We start from the raw sequence: 17,161 nt of genomic DNA on the forward strand, positions 1-17,161 counted from the left end.
AGGAGGAGACGATGAGTAAGACGAAGGGGACATTCACTCAATTGGAGTTGCTCCGACGCGATTTCCTGAAGGCGATGGCCGCCGCCGGTGTCGGCGCCGTTGCGGCACGGGTTGCGGCACCGGGCGAGGCGATGGCGGCCAATCCCGTGGTTCATGGCTATGGCGTCACGACCGCCCAGCTCAAGGATTGGTCGATCATGTCCAAGTCGATCGGTATCGACATGGATTTCACCGGCACGAACAACTCCGTCGGCGTCTATCTGCGCGACGTCGTTGCGTCGCAGCTCGGCGACAAGGTCGACATCTTCATTTTCGAATCCGGCACTGAGGACATCCTCGGGCCACAGGGTATTTATCTCGTGATCGACGAGAAGAATCCCGAGCTGACCCTGTGGGATCGCACGCCGGACGAATGGAAACATTCCGAAGTCGTCATGGGCAAGGACGGCAAGCAGTATGGCGTGCCGGTCATCGGCAATGCCGACAGCTTCGGCTATTTCCCCGACAAGATCGGTGCGGAGGCAAGCGGCGAGCAGGACATCTCCTGGGAAATGTTCTTCGAGAGCGACAAGACCCGCGGGCGCGTCGCCTACGACCAGACCTGGACCTACTCCATGCCGGAAGCAGCTCTCTATCTGCAGCAGTCGGGAAAGGCGCAGATCAAGGACGTGGCCGACATGACGAAGGAGGAGGCGAAGGCCGTCGTCGACTATCTTGTGGCGCGGAAGAAGGCGGGCCAGTTCCGCACGCTTCATTCGGCCTTCGAGGAGCAGGTTCAGCTTCTGACCAACCGCGAAGTCGACATGATCAATTGCTGGGAACCGGCGACGCGCGAGGCCAACAACAAGCTGGGCGCCGGCACGGTGCGTTATGCCTACACGAAGGAAGGCTACTTCAAGTGGGGCCATGGCGCCTATGTGGCCAAGCAGGTCGCCGATCGCGGCAACATCAACGACGTCTATAAGGTTCTGAACTACTTCCTCGGCGGCGAATATCGTGCGCTTCAGGCCCGGGATCGCGGCTATGCCGGCCCGAACATGGATCTGGGCGTCGAATATGCGCAGAAGCAGGGATGGGCGCAGGACCAGATCGACGCCCTGAAGGCGACAGAAACCAAGGTCAAGCGCAAGTTCCAGAAGCCTTTCGTCAGCACCACGACGCCGACGAATGCGGACGCGATGGAAGAGGAGTGGCAGCGGTTCCTGAATGCCTGAACCTGCCTGACTTAAGCGGGATCGGGCTTCCCTGTTGCCCGATCCCGCATTTCTCTTCGGCAAGGATCGCCAGCAGCGCATGAGCCTCGCTTTGCCCGGCCAGATGTCTTTCGCCCAGCGCTACACGGCGCTGTCTGGGGCCAGGGTGGTGACGATTCTGTTTCTGGCGGTCTGGATCGGTCTGGTCATCCTTCCGCTGCTGGTGCTGTTTGCCTACAGCTTCTTCGAGACCAAGACCTTCGTCACCGTCTACGACCCATCCCTCAAGACCTGGATGACGCTCTTCGAGTCCGGGCGCTGGGAAGTGGCCATTCGCACCGTGCGCATCGCCTTGACGGTGACCTTGATCGAACTGGCCTGCGGCTTTCCCTTCGCGCTCTGGTTGGCCAAGGGATGCCGCTACAAATCGGTGCAGGCGGCGGTGCTGACGCTGCTCACCATTCCCTTCTTCCTCGACATGTCGTCGCGCACCATCGTCTGGCGCGCCATTCTGGGCCGCGAAGGCTTGATCAACAGTCTGCTGATGGGGCTGGGAATCACCGATCAGCCGATGGAATGGATGCTCTACAGTGAGTTCTCGGTCCATTTTGGCATGATCGCGCCTTATTTTCCGACCATGGTGCTGCCGATCTATCTCGCCATGACCTTCATCGACGACGATCTGATCAAGGCGAGCAATGATCTGGGCGGCAGTCCCTTGCAGACGCTGCTGAATGTCATCATTCCGTTGTCGCTGCCTGGAATCATCGCCGGCGTCGTCTTCACGCTGGGACCGGCGCTGGCGGCCTGGGTGGAGCCGGGGATGCTGGGCGGCGGCTTCGTCAATCTGCTCAGCAATTCGGTCGAGAGTGCCTATACCGCGCTCAAATACCCCGTGGTAGCCGCGCTTTCGACCTTCGTCATCCTGATCCTGGCGGTGCTGCTGGGCCTCTTGCTGCTGCTCTCGCGCCGCGTGGCCGATCTTGGCGCCTCCTTCAAAGTGATGCGGAGCTGACCCCATGGCGGATGTCGGCATGGCCTTGACCTTTCCGGCCGCGCCCGCCGTGCAGCGCGGCCCGAGCTACTGGCGCGGCTGGCCGAAGCTTGCCAAATGGGCCGGTTATGCCGTTCTCGCCCTGACTTATTTCCCGCTGATCTGGCTCGCCCTGATGTCGATCAGCGAGCGGCCGCTCTCCGGCATTCCCTTTCCGCTGTCGCTGGAGAACTATGCGGCCTTGTTCGAGGACCGGCGCTGGACCGAACCCTTCGGCGTCAGCCTCCTGCTGGCGCTCGCTGTCGGACTGATCTGCATGATCGTGGCGACCGCGGTGGGGCGGGCGATTCCACAGCTCCGACGACCCGGCGGCGTGGTGCTGCTGGCGGTGCTGCCGCTTTTCGTGCCCGGCATGACGATGGGGGCGGCACTCTTCATCTTCCTGCGCTCGTTCCTGGGGCTGAAGCTGGGGTTCTGGGCGATCTTCCTGGGCCATATCGTCTGGGCCCTGCCGTTCTCGCTCCTGACGGTCCTGGTGCTGGCGACGAAGTTCGATCACCGCCTGCTGGAGGCCGCCGAGGACCTCGGCGCTTCGAAATGGGAGCGATTCTGGGATATCGAGTTCCCGATCCTGCGGCCGGGGATCGTCGGGGCCGGGCTGTTCGGCTTTCTGTTGTCGTTCAACGAGGTGCTGCGCTCGGTCTTCCTGCGCGGCACCGATACCACCATGCCCATCTGGAACTGGCTGATGGCGGCATCGCAGCAATCTCAGGTGCCGATCATCTTCGCGCTGTCGAGCCTTGTCCTGACGGTGACCTTGCCGCTGCTGGCCGGCTTCTTCTGGGTGCTGTTTGTAAAGTTGGACCGTTCTTGAGCGCGGCCTCGGCCTCCATTTCCCGCAGCCGTACCATCAGGCTCTCCGCCGCTTCGGAGATGTCCCAGACGACACTGTCGCGGACTGCCTCCGGCTTTCCGCTGCGGATCGCCGTGACGATCTTGCGATGACCGTCATTGGCCTCGCGCAGATAGCCGGTATCCTCGAACAGGCAGTAGAGGAAGGGGCCCACCTGGGTCCAGAGATCCTGGATGATCTGAAGCGTGTGGGGCGACTGCGCCCGTTCATAGATCACGAAATGAAACTTCTCGTTCCGCTTCAGATAGCCGGCGGCGTTCTTGTCTTTGATGTCGCGGTCGATCTCGACGATGGTGCTCTCGAGCCGCGCGAGATCGCTGTCGCGAAAATGAGGCGTCGCGAGCTCCGCTGCCAGCCCCTCGAGCAGGCAACGGATCCGGCGAAGCTCGACGAATTTGTCGAGCGTGAGGATGGGCACGGCGATCGACCGGTTGCGCAACAGTTCGAGCGAGTGCTCGGCGACGAGCCGCTGCAATGCCTCGCGAACCGGTGTGGCGGAGATTCCGTAATCATGCGCAAGCTGGCGGATCGTCAATACCTCGCCGGGCTTGAACTGCCCCGACATCAGTCCCTTCTTGATGGCCGCGTAGGCGCGGTCGTTCAGCGTTTGATGTTCGATCTTGGCCATGATCCCCACTCTCGCCACAGCCCGCGTTGGCCGGGGCCGGGACTCACTGTTGGACCCAGAATAGACCGAAATCGGGCATCCGGGCGGAAATCGCTTTGCTGTGTTGATATATCATATAACATAAAGCGACGGCCGGCGCCCAGCATGCCGGCATGATCGAGGACGCCCGTCCAGGCCGCGGCCGGCGGGCGCCGCCGGGAGCATGCACCTCACGAGGCAGATGAAATGTCGGTTACGATCAATTGCGATATGGGCGAGGCCTACGGCATTTATCGGCTCGGCGATGACGAGGCCTGCATGCCTTACGTCACGCATGTGAACATTGCCTGCGGCTTTCACGCATCGGACCCGATGGTGATGTGGAAGACGGTGGCGGCAGCGAAGCGCCATGGCCTCAAGATCGGCGCGCATCCGGGGCTGGCCGATCGCGAAGGATTTGGCCGGCGCGAGATCAAGTTGTCGCGGAAGGAAGTCGCGGCCTTGGTTCTCTACCAGGTCGGCGCTTTGCAGGCCTTTCTCGACGCCGAGAACATTGCGATGTCGCATATCAAGCCGCATGGCGCGCTGTTCGGGATGGCGCAGAAGAATGAAGCGGTAGCGAACGGCATCGCCGATGCGGCGCTCGCCATGAAGCTGCCGGTAATCGGCTACGCCAACTGCGTCATGTCCGATGTCTTCACCCAGCGCGGCGTGGCGTTCAGTTGCGAGTTCTATGCCGACCTCGATTACGATGGCGAGGGGCGCCAGGTCATCACCATGACGCATGACCCGGTTGCGCCCGAGGCCGCCGCGCAGAAGGTTTTGCGCGCGATCCGCGAGGGCAAGACGCGGGCGCTCGACGGCAGGGATGTTTCCGTGGTCGCCGACACCATCTGTGTCCACAGCGATACGCCAGGTGCCGTCGCGGTCGCCAAGGCGGTTCACGCCGCGTTGAAGGACCAGCTCGCGCATTGAGCATGCGGGGCTGCAGGGGATGCCGAAGAGCGAGGCCGTCCGATGATCTATGACCGGCCCAGATTTGCGCCTGGTGGCGACCGCATTATCGAGTTCGAGCTCGGCGACGAAATGAGCTTCGAACTGAACTTCCTTGTTCATACGCTGGCGAGACGTATCCGCGAGAGCCGCGTCAAGGGCGTGATCGAGCTCATCCCCGAGATGGCGTCGATCCAGGTTTCCTATGATCCGGATTTGATCTCCTATCGCGATCTGACGGAAGAGTTGCTGACGCTACGCGCCTCGATCGGCGACTTGAGCTCGCTCGAGCTGGCGAGCCGCATCTATTATGTGCCGATCCTCTATTTCGATCCCTGGACCCGCGAATGCACCGAGGATTATCGCGCCAAGCTGGCGGAGAAGGAACCGGACCCGGATCTGCTGGTGCGGATGAACGGCCTCAAGGATCGCGCCCATCTCAAACAGGTGCATTCCGGCACGGAATATTGGGTGGCAGCGCTGGGCTTCTGGCCCGGACTCTGCTCTCTCATGCCGCTCGATCCGCGCTGCCGCCTGACGGCGCCCAAATACAATCCGCCGCGGACCTGGACCCCCAAGGGCACGATCGGGCTCGGTGGCGCGCTGACTTGCATCTATCCGGACCAGACGCCCGGCGGCTATCAGATCTTCGCGCGCACGCCGATGCCGATCTGGGATCGGTTGCAGCGACTGAAGGCGTTCAAATCGAGCCTGGCCTTGTTCAAGGCGGGCGACCGCGTGCGCTTCGTTCCGGTCGATCGCGCGGAGTATGATGAGATCGCCGCGCGCGTCGACGACGGCAGCTATGAACATCAGTTCGCCGACTATCAGAAATTCTCCATTCGCGGCTACCAGTCCTGGCTGGCCGAGATCGCGTCGCCGCAGCGGGAAGCGGCGCAATGATCGGCGTCGTCACCCCGGGCCTGGAGACGTCGGTGCAGGATCTGCCCGGCCGCATCGGTTATTGGGAGCAGGGATTTCCGCCTTCGGGGCCCATGGATTCCTGGTCATTCAGGTTGGCCAATCTGCTGGTCGGCAACGGGCCGGAAGCGGCGGCGCTGGAATGCCAGTTCATCGGGCCCGCGTTGCGCTTCGACGCGGCCACCGTCATCGCGGTGACCGGCGCGGACATGAAGCCGAAGCTCGACGGCCAGCCGATCGAGAGTTGGACCACCATCCCGGTCCAGGCGGGGCAGGTCCTGGCCTTGGGATCGGCCGCCGCGGGAGCCCGTGCCTACATCGCAATTGCCGGCGGGATCGACACGCCGCCCGTGCTGGGCTCGCGGTCGACTTTCCACATGGCCGGCGTTGGTGGCGTGGAAGGCTATGCGCTGAAGGCCGGCCAGGCGCTGCCGGTCGGCCGGGGCAGAGCCGTGCCGCGGCGCAGGGTCCGCCGGGATCGCCGGCCCGAGATCGTGGCGCGGCGCGACTGGCAGATCGAGGTGGTCCGCGGCCCCAATGACGATTGGATCGACGAGGAGGGGCATCGGCGGTTCTTTGCCAGCGACTGGAAGCTGCAAGCCAAGAGCAACCGGACGGGGCTTCGACTGACGGGGCCGGAATTCACCTTTGCACCGCGTGCCTATGAGAAGCGCCCGGAACATGGGCAGCATCCCTCGAATATCCTGGATCACGGCTACCCCCTGGGAGCCATCAACCTGGCCGGCCAGACGCCGATCATCCTGGTGAACGACGCCCCCAGCACTGGCGGGTTCATCAATCCTTACACCGTGCCGACGGCGACATTCTGGAAACTGGCCCAATCGCGCCCTGGCGATATATACAGGTTCATCGAAATCGACATCGAAGCGGCCCAGACCCTGCGCCGACAACTCGATCGTCTCTGCAGCCTCGACAGCCTGGAACCGATCTGACGAGGTCCCGCCGGGCCCTCCCAAACCCAGACCCTACACCAACTCTCGAACTGGACCCACCCGAATGGACACCATCCCGAATTCACCCGCCGCCCGCGACATCGCCTACTTCTTTCACCCAGTGACGAATGCGCGCCGGCATGAGCAGGTCGGCCCGCGCATCATCGAGCGCGGCAAGGGCATCTATGTCTATGACGACCAGGGACGGGAATATATCGAGGCGCTGGCCGGGCTCTGGAGCGTGGCGATCGGGTTCGGCGAGCCGCGGCTGGCGAAGGCGGCGGCGGCGCAGATGGAGAAGCTGCCCTACTACCATTCCTTCAGCCACAAATCGCATATGCCGGGCATCGAGCTCTCGGAGCGCCTCGTCAAGATGGCGCCCGTCAAGATGTCCAAGGTCTTCTATACGAACTCCGGCTCCGAGGCGAACGACACGGCCGTCAAGCTGGTCTGGTACTACAACAACGCCATCGGCCGCCCGAACAAGAAGAAGATCATCTCGCGGATCAAGGCCTATCACGGCATCACGATCGGGGCCGGCAGCCTGACGGGCCTGCCGCTCAATCACCGCGATTTCGACCTGCCGATCGCCAACATCCTCCATACCTGCTGCCCGCATTATTACCGCTTCGGGCGCGACGGCGAGAGCGAGGAGGATTTCGCGACCCGCATGGCGCAGGATCTCGAGGATCTGATCCTGCGCGAGGGGCCGGACACGGTGGCGGCCTTCATCGGCGAGCCGCTGATGGGAGCGGGCGGCGTCATCGTGCCGCCCAAGACCTATTGGGAGAAGATCCAAAAGGTCTGCCGCAAATACGACCTGCTGATCATCGCCGACGAGGTCATCAACGGCTTCGGGCGTACCGGAAAGACCTTCGCCTGCGAAACCTTCGGCATCAAGCCGGACATGATGGTGCTGTCGAAGGCAATCACCTCGTCCTATCAGCCGCTGGCGGCGGTCCTGTTCACCGATCAGATCTATCAGGCCGTCGCCGACAACACGAACAAGATCGGGGCCTTCGGCCATGGCTTCACCGCCAGCGCGCACCCGGTCGTGCTGGCGGTGGCGATGGAGAATCTCAACATCATCGAAGAGCGCAAGCTGATCCAGAACGCGGCGGCGATGGCGCCGGTGCTGCAGGACGGCTTGCGGAAGCTCAGCGCTCATCCGCTGGTGGGCGAGGTGCGCGGCCTGGGGCTCATTGCCGCCGTCGAGCTGGTGGCGGACAAGGCGACCAAAAGGCCGTTCGATCCGATCGGCAAGGTCGGCAACTGGGTCTTCGAGCGCGCCCACGATCACGGGCTCATCGTCCGTGCCATCGGCGACAGCATCGCCTTCTGCCCGCCGCTCATCATCGACGCCGCGCAGATCGGGGAAATGATCAGCCGCTTCCGCAAGACGCTCGACGACGCGCAAGCCTGGATCCGTCAGCAGGGATGAAAAGCAAGCATCGCATCGCCGTCATTCCGGGCGACGGCATCGGCAAGGAGGTCGTGCCGGAAGGGATCCGCGTGCTCGACGCAGCGGGTCGTCGTTTCGGGATCGAGTTCCAGTGGGACCATTTTGACTGGTCTTGCGAGACCTATCGCAAGACCGGCCGGATGATGCCGGAGGACGGGCTCCGGCAGATCGCGAAGCATGACGCGATCTTCCTGGGCGCCGTCGGCTTCCCCGGCGTGCCCGACCATGTCTCGCTCTGGGGCCTGCTGATCCCCATCCGCCGCACCTTCCAGCAATATGTGAATCTGCGCCCGGTGAAACTGCTCGAGGGCGTGCGCTCGCCGCTGGCCGATGTGAAGCCGGGCGACGTCGATTTCTGGATCGTACGCGAGAACAACGAGGGCGAATATTCGGAGATCGGCGGCCGGCTCTTCGCCGGCACCGACCGCGAGATGGCGATGCAGGAAAGCGTCTTCACCCGCCATGGCGTGGACCGGATCCTGCGCTACGCCTTCGATCTGGCCCGGACCCGCCCGGCCAAGCATGTGACCTCCGCCACCAAGTCGAACGGCATCATCCATACGATGCCCTTCTGGGACGAGCGCTTCGCGGCGATGGCCAAGAGCTACCCGGAGATCCGTGCCGACCAGTACCATGTCGATATCCTGACGGCGCATTTCGTCCGCAATCCGCAGCGCTTCGACGTGGTGGTGGGGAGCAATCTCTTCGGCGATATTCTCTCCGACCTGGGGCCGGCGGTGGCGGGCACGATCGGCATCGCCCCCTCGGCCAACCTCAATCCGGAACGCGAGCATCCCTCGATGTTCGAGCCGGTTCACGGCTCGGCGCCTGACATCGCGGGCAAGGGCATCGCCAATCCGATCGGCCAGATCTGGTCCGGCGCCATGATGCTGGAGCATCTGGGGCATCCCGAGGCTGCGGCAGCGGTCGAGCGCGCCTTCGCCTCCGTGCTGGCCGCGAGCAACAACCTCACGCCCGACATGGGCGGCAAGGCCTCGACGCGGGAGATGGGGGAGGCGGTGGCTCGGGCGGTGGAGAGGGCCTGACCTATCGACGGACGCGCCGGCGAGGCGGAACCGCCGGCCGGAACCGGTCTCACCGGATTGGGCCCAAAATCATGCCTAACCCCCGGAAATCCCGGGGGTCTGTCGGTGCTGGCGCTGGCGCCCGCCAAAGTCCTCTACTAACATCCTTGCCGGTCTCGCCGAGGGGGCTTGGACCAGTATCCCGCTATTGCTGTCGCGCGACCTGCAGTGGCGTGTCTGGATCCAGGAGACAACTGTCCCCCCGGCCGAAACAGGGAAGCAGGGTCGACAGCTTTGGCGCGAGTGAATTTCCTCAAGAACCTGTCTCAGGAGCGGATCGTCTTTGCGCTGGCGCTGGCGATCTTCATCGCCTGCTCGATCACGCTCGGGGGCTTTCTCCAGGCCGACAATCTGATCGCCATCGTGCGTAGCGTCAGCGTGCTGGGCATCCTCGCGGTCGGCATGGGAATCGTGATCATCGGGCGCGGCATCGACCTCTCGGCGGTCGCTATCATGGCGATGTCGGTCGCCTGGTACCTGCAGATGCTGCAGAACGGCGTTTCCGGCGGCGAAGCCCTGGCCCTGACCCTCGCCGGCGTCGTCGCCATCGGCCTCATCAACGGTTTCATGGTGGCCTACGCCGATGTGCCGGCGATCTTCGCGACCCTGGCCAGCGGCGCCTTCGTCTACGGTTTCTGCCGCTCGCAACTGATCGCGCAGGACGCGACCCCGGTGCCGGCGGGCAACTGGATCAACGAGCTCGGCCAGATTCCGAGCCGGATCGACCAGTTCGCGCAGATCCATCTGGGGGAGATCCCGGTCGAGGTGTTCATCTTCTCGGGGGCCGCCTTCCTGGCGTTCCTGTTCCTGCGCTTCACCAAGTGGGGCCGCTACGTCTATCTGATGGGCGACAATTTCCTGGCGGCGCGCAATATGGGCATCCCGGTCCGGCCGATGACCGTGTTGCGCTATGTGATCTCCGCCCTGATCGCGTTCTCGGCGGGCATCCTCACGGCCTCCAGCCTGCACAGCATCAATGTCCGCGTGGTAAATTCGACCCTGCTCTATGACGTGATCCTGGTCGTGGTAATCGGCGGCATCGGGCTTTCCGGCGGCAAGGGCGGCATGCGCAACGTCGTCGTCGGCGCCCTGCTGATCGGGATCCTGCAGAACGCCATGACCATCCTGGATTTCTCGAACGTCTATCAGAACCTCATCAAATCGACGATCCTGCTGATCGCCATCATCGTGGACAGCCTGCTGAATCCACGCGACGAGCAAACGGCGCAGCAAGGCGACATCTGAAGCGGGCACGCACAAGAGATCATCTGACAGGAAAGGGAGTGCATCATGAGACTCAAGGGAATGCTGACTGCCGTCGCCCTGACGCTGCTGGGCACGGTGGCCGTCAATAGCGCGGCAAACGCCCAGGAAGATCCGGGCCCGGCCGCTTACCAGAAGGCCTTGCAGGGCAAGCGTGTCGTGCTGGTGCCGATGGCGATGGGCTTCGACCTGGCCCAGGGCTGGGCCGCCTATCTGAAGCGCGAAGTCGAGGGCTGGGGCGGGACCTTCGAGACCCGCGACCCGAACTGGGATACCAGCGCGGGCGCTCAGGCCATCACCGATCTGATCTCCGGCAGCCAGAAGCCGGACGTGCTCGTGGTCCATTCGCCCGACCTCAACTCCTATTCCAAGCTGCTGAAGAAGGCGCAGAAGGATGGGATCTATGTGGTGCTGGTCGATAACCCGATGAACTATCCGGCCGACGCCTTCGTCGGCAGCGACTGGGACCGGCTGGGCCAGCTCGAGGCCGAAGCGGCCGTCAAGGGCTGCGGCGAGAATTCCTCGAAGAAGATCGGGCTGGTGCAGGGTGACGCCGCCAACGCCTCTTCGATCTATCAGTATAACGGCATCATGAAGGTCCTGGAGAAGCACCCGGACTTCAAGGTGGTCGCGAAGCCGTTCTCGAACTGGGATCCGACCACGTCGCGCAACGTCACCACGACCATGCTGCAGCAGAATCCCGACATCTGCGCCATCATCGACTTTTGGGACGGCGACGCGACGGGCGCTTCGGCCGCGATCCATGACGCCAAGCTCGACGGCAAGGTGTTCCTGGTCACGACCGGCGGCGGCGAGATGGTCGATTGCAAGGCACTCGAGGACGGAACCTTCGGAGCCGTCGTCATGACCGATCTGGCCAACCAGTCGCGCGACATGAACGCGATCATCAAGTTCCTGCTGCAAAGCGGCCAGCCGGCGGGAACCTCCAAGACCTACATCTATACTTTGGAGAAGGCGACCACGAAGGCCGACCTGAAGCCGAGCACCTGCTGGGACGTCAAGGCCCTGCAGGCCGGGCAGTACTGACGCCTCTTCGATAAAGGGAGCGGCCGCGACGGGCCGGCCGCTCCCGTTTTCCTAAACCGGATCGGCTCATGACCTTGCGAGAGCGGGCACTGCGCCTGCGCTATAACTACATCCCCGATCACCTGATCGGCGAGATCCTGACCAAGCGCTGGACCGACAATGCGATTCCGTTCGTCGCGCTGGTCGTGACCATCGTCGCTTTCGGCAGCACCATTCCCGGGTTCTTCCTGCCATCCTCCTTGAGCGATTCCACCCGCCAGCTCGGCGAGTTTTCCATCGTCGTCGTCGGGCTCACGATCGTGGTCCTGGGCGGCGGGATCGATCTTTCCGTGGGCTCGATCTTCGCCCTCGCCAATTTCGCGGCGGTCGGCTGCTTCTTCGTCTGGAACCAGCCGGTCTGGGTGGCCTTCCTCGCCGCCATGCTGACCGGCCTGATCTTCGGCTGCATCAACGGCTATCTGGTCGGCTATATGCGGCTGCGCGCCTTTCTGACCACACTGGTCACATTGATCATCGGTCGCGCCGGATTCGACATCCTGGTGATCGACTACAACACCCAGATACAGACCTCGATGGCGTCCTCGGATCTCTGGGATTTCGTCGGCGACGGCTCCATCTTCGGCGATTGGGCGCCCAACGGCCCGTCGATCGCCGTGGCCGCGGCCGCCGTGATCGCGATCATCGCCCATATCGCCATGACCCGCTCGAGACCGGGCTGGCACATCCTTGCGGTCGGCGGCTCGCGGCGCTCGGCCTACAACTCCGGCATCCGCGTCAAGCGCACCGTGTTCCTGACCTATGTGATCTCCGGTCTCTGCTGCGGCCTGGCGGGCTTCCTGATCGCCTGCCGCCTGAGCGGCGCGGGGCCTGGGACTGGTGCCGGCATGGAGATCGCGGCCTTGACGGCCGTGGTGGTCGGCGGCAACAGCCTGGGTGGCGGGCGCGGGTCGATCGCCAAGGCGGTCATGGGCGCCATCATCGTGCTGGTGATGACCAACGGCCTCATCCGCCTGGGCTTCGGCACCGGCTTCAATCAGATGGTGCTGGGCCTGTTGCTGGGGGCCGCGGTCACCCTCGACATCCGCTGGCTCAAGAACCGCGACAAGGTCCTGAGCGAGGTCTATGTCACGCCGATCCATCACCAGATGGGCGAGACCCAGTCGGCGCTGCCCGGCTCGGGCACGCCCTATGCGCTCTCCGACAAGCTTTCCAAGGCGGAACCCATCGGGCTCGGCGAGCTCGAAGGGCCGGAGGACGTGATCCTCGACCAGCAGGACAATCTCTATGCGGGCACGCGCCATGGCGAGATCGTCCGCTATCTGGCGCCGGACTATAAGCGCTCGGAGGTTTTCGCCCATATCGGCGGGTTCCCGCTGGGCCTCGCCATCGACCGCGACGGCGCGATCAAGACCTGCGTCGGCGCCATGGGCCTCTATTCGATCGACAAGGACCGCAAGGTCACGCAGCTCTCGACCGAGACCAACCGTTCCTGGACCTCGATCCTCGACGATGCGCGGCTGCGCGATCCCAACGATTGCGACATCGCGCCCGACGGCCGTATCTATTTCACAGATTCGACCACGCGCTACGACGCGCATGACTGGGCGCTGGACAGCATCGAGGGGCGGCCCACCGGGCGGCTGCTGGTTTACGATCCGAAGGACGGCAGCACGAAGACCCTGCTCAGCGGCCTGCGCTACGCCAACGGCGTCTGCATGGCCCATGACGGGCAGTCGCTCTTCATGGCCGAATCTTGGGCCTGCCGCGTGCATCGCTACTGGTTCGACGGGCCCGACAAGGGCAAGTTCGAATGCGTGATCCGCGATATGCCGGGCTATCCCGACAACATCAATCGCGCCTCGGACGGGACCTATTGGATGGCCTGGCTCGGCATGCGCACGCCGAGCTATGACCTGGCCCTGCGCAAGCCCGGCATGCGCAAGCGCATGACCCGCCGCCTGCCGCAGGACGAGTGGCTGTTCCCCAACATCAACACCGGCGGCGTGGTGAAGTTCGACGAGAGCGGCCGCATCGTCGAGGCGCTGGGCGATCTCGGCGGCGAGCGCCATCCGATGGTGACCTCGATGCGGGAGCATAAGGGTTACCTCTATATCGGCGGCATCCTCAACAACCGCATCGGGCGCTACCGCATCGAAGGCGCCGATCCGAACTGGACGAGCTGGTCCTCCTACTGGGGAGGCAAGGGCTGATGTTCATCGACCGCCTGCTCGATCCGTTCCGCGGCAAGGCCGTTACCATCCCGCCGATGGATGGCGCCTTGAAGCCGAATACCGCCCTGGACGATGCCGCGGCGCTGCTGACGGTCGAGGCGCCGGATAATCTGGCGGTCGCCGACGGCCGGCTGTATTTCTCCAGCGGCTCCACTCTGCTCACGGTGCCGCTCACCCAACCCTCCTCGACCCCGCAGATGGTGGCGCAGTTCGGCTGTGCCGTGACGGCCCTGTCCGCGACACCGGACGGTGGCATCGCGATGGGGCTGGATGACGGGCGGATCCTGTTCAAGGGCGGCGCCCTCGACGGGCGCGAGCTCAAATCGGTCGGACCGGATCGCCTGGTCTGCCCGACGGCGCTCGCCATGCCGCATCCCGGCAGCATCCTGGTGACGCAGGGGTCGGCCCCGCACCGGCCCGGCGACTGGGTGGTCGACCTGATGGGCAAGGGCGCCAGCGGGTCGGTCTGGCGGATCGACCTCGAGACCGGCACGGAAACCTGTCTCGCCCGTGGGCTGGCCTGGCCCAATGGCATCCTGGTCGAGCCCGATCACCGGATGGTGATCTCGGAATCCTGGCGTCATCGCCTGCTGCGCCTCTCGGCCGATGGGCGCGGTCAGGCCGGGCCCGTTCTGTCGAAGCTTCCCGGTTATCCGGCGCGGCTGGCGCCGTCGCCGGGTGGCGGCGCATGGCTCGCCTTGTTCGCGCCGCGCAATCGCCTGATCGAGTTCGTCCTCGACGAGAACGACTACCGCACCGACATGATGCGCGACATCGACCGCGAATTCTGGATCGCGCCGTCGCTCTCTTCGAGCGTCAGCTTCCTCGAGCCGCTGCAATGCGGCAGCGTGCGGACCATGGGCATCCGCAAGCCCTGGGCGCCCAGCCGCTCCTACGGGCTTGTGGTCAGGCTCGATGAGGCGTTGCAGCCGGTCGAAAGCTTCCACAGCCGCTCCAACGGCAACCGCCACGGCGTCACCAGCGTCGTCGAGGCGGGGGGCCGCGTGCTGGTCGCCGCCAAGGGCGGCCATGCCATCCTCGCGATCGGCGCGACGCCGGGCGGGGGGAGGGCCGCGCTATGACCGCGCTCTTCGAAATGCGCAAGGTGACCAAGGCCTATCGCGGTATCCCGGCGGTGAAGTCGGTCGATTTCGACCTGCTGGAAGGCGAGGTCCATGCGCTGGTCGGCGAGAACGGCGCCGGCAAGTCGACCCTGACCAAGATGATGGCGGGCGTGGTCGAGCCGACCGAGGGCACGATGCTCTATCGCGGCGCGCCGATCACCTTCACCACCCCGGCCGAGGCCCTGAAGCAGGGTATCGCGATGGTGTTCCAGGAGACGAGCCTGGTCCCTTCCATGACCGTGGCACAGAATCTCTATCTGGGCGACGAGAAGTTCCTGAACCGGCTGCGCGGCATCGCCATCGCGGCGCAGCAGTTCCTGCAGTCGCTCAATTTCACGGTCGATCCCGCGGCCACGGTCGCGACGCTGGGCGCCGCCAAGCGCCAGATGGTCGAGATCGCGCGCGCCGTGCGGCTCAATGCACGGATCATCATCTTCGACGAGCCGACCGCCTCCCTGACGCCCGAGGAGAAACGGCATTTCTTCGCCCTCATCCGCCGCCTCAAGGCGCGCGGCGTCTCGATCGTCTTCATCAGCCATGCGCTCGAGGAGGCGCTGCTGATCTCCGACCGGATCACGGTGATGCGGGACGGCGAGCGGGTCGTCACCGACGCAACCTCGAGCTTCGACCGCGAGAAGATCGTGCGTGCCATGGTCGGCCGCACCATGTCGGACGAGCTCTATCGCCGGCGGGTCGAGCGCAAGGGCGCGCGGGCACCGGGCGCCAAGGTGCTGAGCGTCCAGGACATCTCCATGGGCGCCATCGTCCGCAACACCTCCTTCTCGATCTATGGCGGGCAGATCACCGGCGTCTTCGGTCTGATCGGGTCGGGACGCACCGAGACGGCGAAGATCATCGCCGGCATCCTGAAGCGCGATTTCCTGCGCGGCGGAGAGATCGAGCTCGAGGGCAAGCCGGTCCGCTACAACGTGCCGAGCCCGGCGGTGAAGGACGGCATCATCTATGTGACCGAGGACCGCAAGACCGAGGGCTTCTTCGAGACCATGTCGATCGCCGAGAATTTCTATTCGGGCCTGCTGGCGGCGGGACTGAACAAGGTCCCGATCGTCAGCCGGACCGAGATGAAGGAACTGGCCGCGGAATGGACCAAGACGCTGTCGATCCGTGCGATCGACCCCGAGGCGCGGGTGATCGAGCTCTCGGGCGGCAATCAGCAGAAGGTCGTGATCGGCAAGGGCCTGATTCAGAAGCCGCGCCTCGTGATCTTCGACGAGCCGACGCGCGGCGTCGACGTGGCGGCGATCGCCGAAATCCATCATTTGATAAACAAGCTCGCCGACGACGGGCTGGCGGTGGTGGTGATCTCGTCCTATCTTCCCGAGATCTTGAATATCTCGGATCGCATCCTCGTCTGTCGCCAGGGCCGCATCGTGGAGGAGTTCACGCCGGCCGAGGCCACCGAGGAGCGGATCATGTATGCCGCGGTCCACTGACCGCCGCCTGACCTTCCGATTCCGACGATCTCGATAGACGGAGCCTGCCCATGGGCAATCAACCGAACAGCTGGACCTATTTCGAGGGTCGCTGGCAGCAGGGCAACACCATGATCCTGGGCGCCCGTTCGCACGCCACCTGGCTGGGTTCGCTGGTGTTCGACGGCGCGCGATATTTCGAGGGGGTGGCGCCCGATCTCGATCTCCATTGCCGCCGGGTTTGCGATTCTGCGGAAGTCTTCGGGCTGATCCCGACGCTCCGGCCGGAGGAGATCGCCGAGATCGCGCGGGACGGCTTCAGGCATTTCTCCAAGGACGCAGCGCTCTATGTCCGCCCGATGTATTGGGCGGAGGAGGGCGGCTTCATGTCGGTGCCGCCGCTGGGCGAATCCACCACCTTCGCGCTCTGCCTGGAAGAGATCCCGATGTCGCCGCCCAAGGGCTTCACCATGACGACGACGCGCTTCCGGCGCCCGACCCTCGACACCATGCCGGTCAATGCCAAGGCGGCCTGCCTCTATGCCAACAATGCCCGGATGCTCCGCGAGGCCAAGGCGAAGGGCTTCGACAACGCGATCTGCTGCGATGCCAACGGCAATGCCGCGGAGCTGGCGACGTCGAACATCTTCCTGGCGCGCAAAGGCGAGGTCTTCACGCCGATCCCGAACGGGACCTTCCTCAATGGCGTGACCCGCCAGCGCGTGATCCAACTGCTGCGCAAGGCCGGCACCAAGGTCCATGAGACCGTGCTCGGCATCGACGAGTTCCGCACCGCCGACGAGGTGTTCTCGACCGGCAACATGTCCAAGGTCATGCCGGTCATGGCTTTCGACGATCGGAAGTTCGAATTCGGGCCGATAGGCCAGCTTGCCCGCAAGCTCTATTGGGAATGGGCGCATAGCTAGGGCGTGCGGCCGGCGA

General features: G+C 64.3%; 15 protein-coding genes. 14 read left to right on the forward strand and 1 reads right to left on the reverse strand.

Annotation, left to right across the window (positions count from 1 at the left end; all coding sequences use genetic code 11):
* Positions 1 to 11: 11 nt before the first annotated feature.
* From FRZ44_RS09425 to FRZ44_RS09435, 3 genes are read left to right on the forward strand one after another with little or no spacing between them, the layout of a single operon-like run.
* Entirely contained in the window at positions 12 to 1,214 is a 1,203-nt protein-coding gene (locus FRZ44_RS09425) for a type 2 periplasmic-binding domain-containing protein (protein WP_151176943.1), read from the forward strand.
* A 34-nt stretch (positions 1,215 to 1,248) separates the two neighbouring features.
* Entirely contained in the window at positions 1,249 to 2,208 is a 960-nt protein-coding gene (locus tag FRZ44_RS09430; RefSeq protein WP_151176944.1) for an ABC transporter permease, read from the forward strand.
* 4 nt (positions 2,209 to 2,212) lie between these two features.
* Positions 2,213 to 3,061: an ABC transporter permease gene (locus tag FRZ44_RS09435; protein WP_151176945.1), complete on the forward strand. Its 849-nt coding sequence runs from the start codon at positions 2,213 to 2,215 to the stop codon at positions 3,059 to 3,061.
* On the opposite strand, the gene FRZ44_RS09440 is transcribed toward FRZ44_RS09435, so the two are convergent.
* Entirely contained in the window at positions 2,967 to 3,728 is a 762-nt protein-coding gene (locus tag FRZ44_RS09440) for a GntR family transcriptional regulator (RefSeq protein ID WP_151176946.1), read from the reverse strand. The two genes, FRZ44_RS09435 and FRZ44_RS09440, sit on opposite strands and share 95 nt — an antisense overlap.
* 225 nt (positions 3,729 to 3,953) lie before the next feature.
* On the opposite strand from FRZ44_RS09440, the gene pxpA reads away from it, so the two are divergent.
* The 11 genes from pxpA to FRZ44_RS09495 all read left to right on the forward strand — a co-directional run bounded on the left by pxpA (position 3,954) and on the right by FRZ44_RS09495 (position 17,145).
* Positions 3,954 to 4,682 carry a 5-oxoprolinase subunit PxpA gene (pxpA, locus tag FRZ44_RS09445; RefSeq protein ID WP_151176947.1) on the forward strand — a complete coding sequence of 243 codons (729 nt, stop codon included), beginning with the start codon at positions 3,954 to 3,956 and terminating at the stop codon, positions 4,680 to 4,682.
* Positions 4,683 to 4,724: 42 nt separating this feature from the next.
* Positions 4,725 to 5,603, forward strand: a complete 879-nt coding sequence (locus FRZ44_RS09450) for a 5-oxoprolinase subunit B family protein (RefSeq protein ID WP_151176948.1) — start codon at positions 4,725 to 4,727, stop codon at positions 5,601 to 5,603.
* Entirely contained in the window at positions 5,600 to 6,574 is a 975-nt protein-coding gene (locus tag FRZ44_RS09455) for a 5-oxoprolinase subunit C family protein (protein WP_151176949.1), read from the forward strand. The genes FRZ44_RS09450 and FRZ44_RS09455 overlap by 4 nt, the downstream gene beginning before the upstream one ends.
* Before the next feature lie 64 nt (positions 6,575 to 6,638).
* Entirely contained in the window at positions 6,639 to 8,015 is a 1,377-nt protein-coding gene (locus tag FRZ44_RS09460) for an aspartate aminotransferase family protein (protein ID WP_151176950.1), read from the forward strand.
* Entirely contained in the window at positions 8,012 to 9,082 is a 1,071-nt protein-coding gene (locus tag FRZ44_RS09465; protein WP_151176951.1) for a tartrate dehydrogenase, read from the forward strand. The genes FRZ44_RS09460 and FRZ44_RS09465 overlap by 4 nt, the downstream gene beginning before the upstream one ends.
* Before the next feature lie 282 nt (positions 9,083 to 9,364).
* Positions 9,365 to 10,366 carry an ABC transporter permease gene (locus FRZ44_RS09470; RefSeq protein ID WP_225308698.1) on the forward strand — a complete coding sequence of 334 codons (1,002 nt, stop codon included), beginning with the start codon at positions 9,365 to 9,367 and terminating at the stop codon, positions 10,364 to 10,366.
* A 45-nt stretch (positions 10,367 to 10,411) separates the two neighbouring features.
* A complete protein-coding gene (locus tag FRZ44_RS09475) occupies positions 10,412 to 11,431 on the forward strand; it encodes a sugar ABC transporter substrate-binding protein (protein WP_191908512.1) in 1,020 nt (339 codons plus the stop codon).
* Between the two features lie 68 nt (positions 11,432 to 11,499).
* Positions 11,500 to 13,641: an ABC transporter permease gene (locus FRZ44_RS09480; RefSeq protein WP_151176953.1), complete on the forward strand. Its 2,142-nt coding sequence runs from the start codon at positions 11,500 to 11,502 to the stop codon at positions 13,639 to 13,641.
* Positions 13,641 to 14,744 (forward strand): SMP-30/gluconolactonase/LRE family protein, encoded by a 1,104-nt coding sequence (locus FRZ44_RS09485; protein WP_151176954.1) that lies wholly within the window; start codon positions 13,641 to 13,643, stop codon positions 14,742 to 14,744. The genes FRZ44_RS09480 and FRZ44_RS09485 overlap by 1 nt, the downstream gene beginning before the upstream one ends.
* On the forward strand, positions 14,741 to 16,240 hold the full coding sequence (locus tag FRZ44_RS09490; RefSeq protein ID WP_151176955.1) for a sugar ABC transporter ATP-binding protein: 1,500 nt from the start codon (positions 14,741 to 14,743) through the stop codon (positions 16,238 to 16,240). Before FRZ44_RS09485 ends, FRZ44_RS09490 begins: the two co-directional genes overlap by 4 nt.
* A gap of 50 nt (positions 16,241 to 16,290) precedes the next feature.
* A complete protein-coding gene (locus FRZ44_RS09495; protein WP_151176956.1) occupies positions 16,291 to 17,145 on the forward strand; it encodes a branched-chain amino acid aminotransferase in 855 nt (284 codons plus the stop codon).
* Positions 17,146 to 17,161: the final 16 nt, after the last annotated feature.

Source organism: Hypericibacter terrae (assembly GCF_008728855.1).
GTDB lineage: Bacteria > Pseudomonadota > Alphaproteobacteria > Dongiales > Dongiaceae > Hypericibacter > Hypericibacter terrae.

What these genes read in the sequence shown, in the direction of transcription:
- FRZ44_RS09425 (WP_151176943.1), top strand. Translation starts at nt 12, where the DNA reads ATGAGTAAGACGAAGGGGACATTCACTCAATTGGAGTTGCTCCGACGC.
- FRZ44_RS09435 (WP_151176945.1), top strand. Translation starts at nt 2,213, where the DNA reads ATGGCGGATGTCGGCATGGCCTTGACCTTTCCGGCCGCGCCCGCCGTG.
- FRZ44_RS09440 (WP_151176946.1), bottom strand. Translation starts at nt 3,728, where the DNA reads ATGGCCAAGATCGAACATCAAACGCTGAACGACCGCGCCTACGCGGCC.
- pxpA (WP_151176947.1), top strand. Translation starts at nt 3,954, where the DNA reads ATGTCGGTTACGATCAATTGCGATATGGGCGAGGCCTACGGCATTTAT.
- FRZ44_RS09450 (WP_151176948.1), top strand. Translation starts at nt 4,725, where the DNA reads ATGATCTATGACCGGCCCAGATTTGCGCCTGGTGGCGACCGCATTATC.
- FRZ44_RS09455 (WP_151176949.1), top strand. Translation starts at nt 5,600, where the DNA reads ATGATCGGCGTCGTCACCCCGGGCCTGGAGACGTCGGTGCAGGATCTG.
- FRZ44_RS09460 (WP_151176950.1), top strand. Translation starts at nt 6,639, where the DNA reads ATGGACACCATCCCGAATTCACCCGCCGCCCGCGACATCGCCTACTTC.
- FRZ44_RS09465 (WP_151176951.1), top strand. Translation starts at nt 8,012, where the DNA reads ATGAAAAGCAAGCATCGCATCGCCGTCATTCCGGGCGACGGCATCGGC.
- FRZ44_RS09475 (WP_191908512.1), top strand. Translation starts at nt 10,412, where the DNA reads ATGAGACTCAAGGGAATGCTGACTGCCGTCGCCCTGACGCTGCTGGGC.
- FRZ44_RS09480 (WP_151176953.1), top strand. Translation starts at nt 11,500, where the DNA reads ATGACCTTGCGAGAGCGGGCACTGCGCCTGCGCTATAACTACATCCCC.
- FRZ44_RS09485 (WP_151176954.1), top strand. Translation starts at nt 13,641, where the DNA reads ATGTTCATCGACCGCCTGCTCGATCCGTTCCGCGGCAAGGCCGTTACC.
- FRZ44_RS09490 (WP_151176955.1), top strand. Translation starts at nt 14,741, where the DNA reads ATGACCGCGCTCTTCGAAATGCGCAAGGTGACCAAGGCCTATCGCGGT.
- FRZ44_RS09495 (WP_151176956.1), top strand. Translation starts at nt 16,291, where the DNA reads ATGGGCAATCAACCGAACAGCTGGACCTATTTCGAGGGTCGCTGGCAG.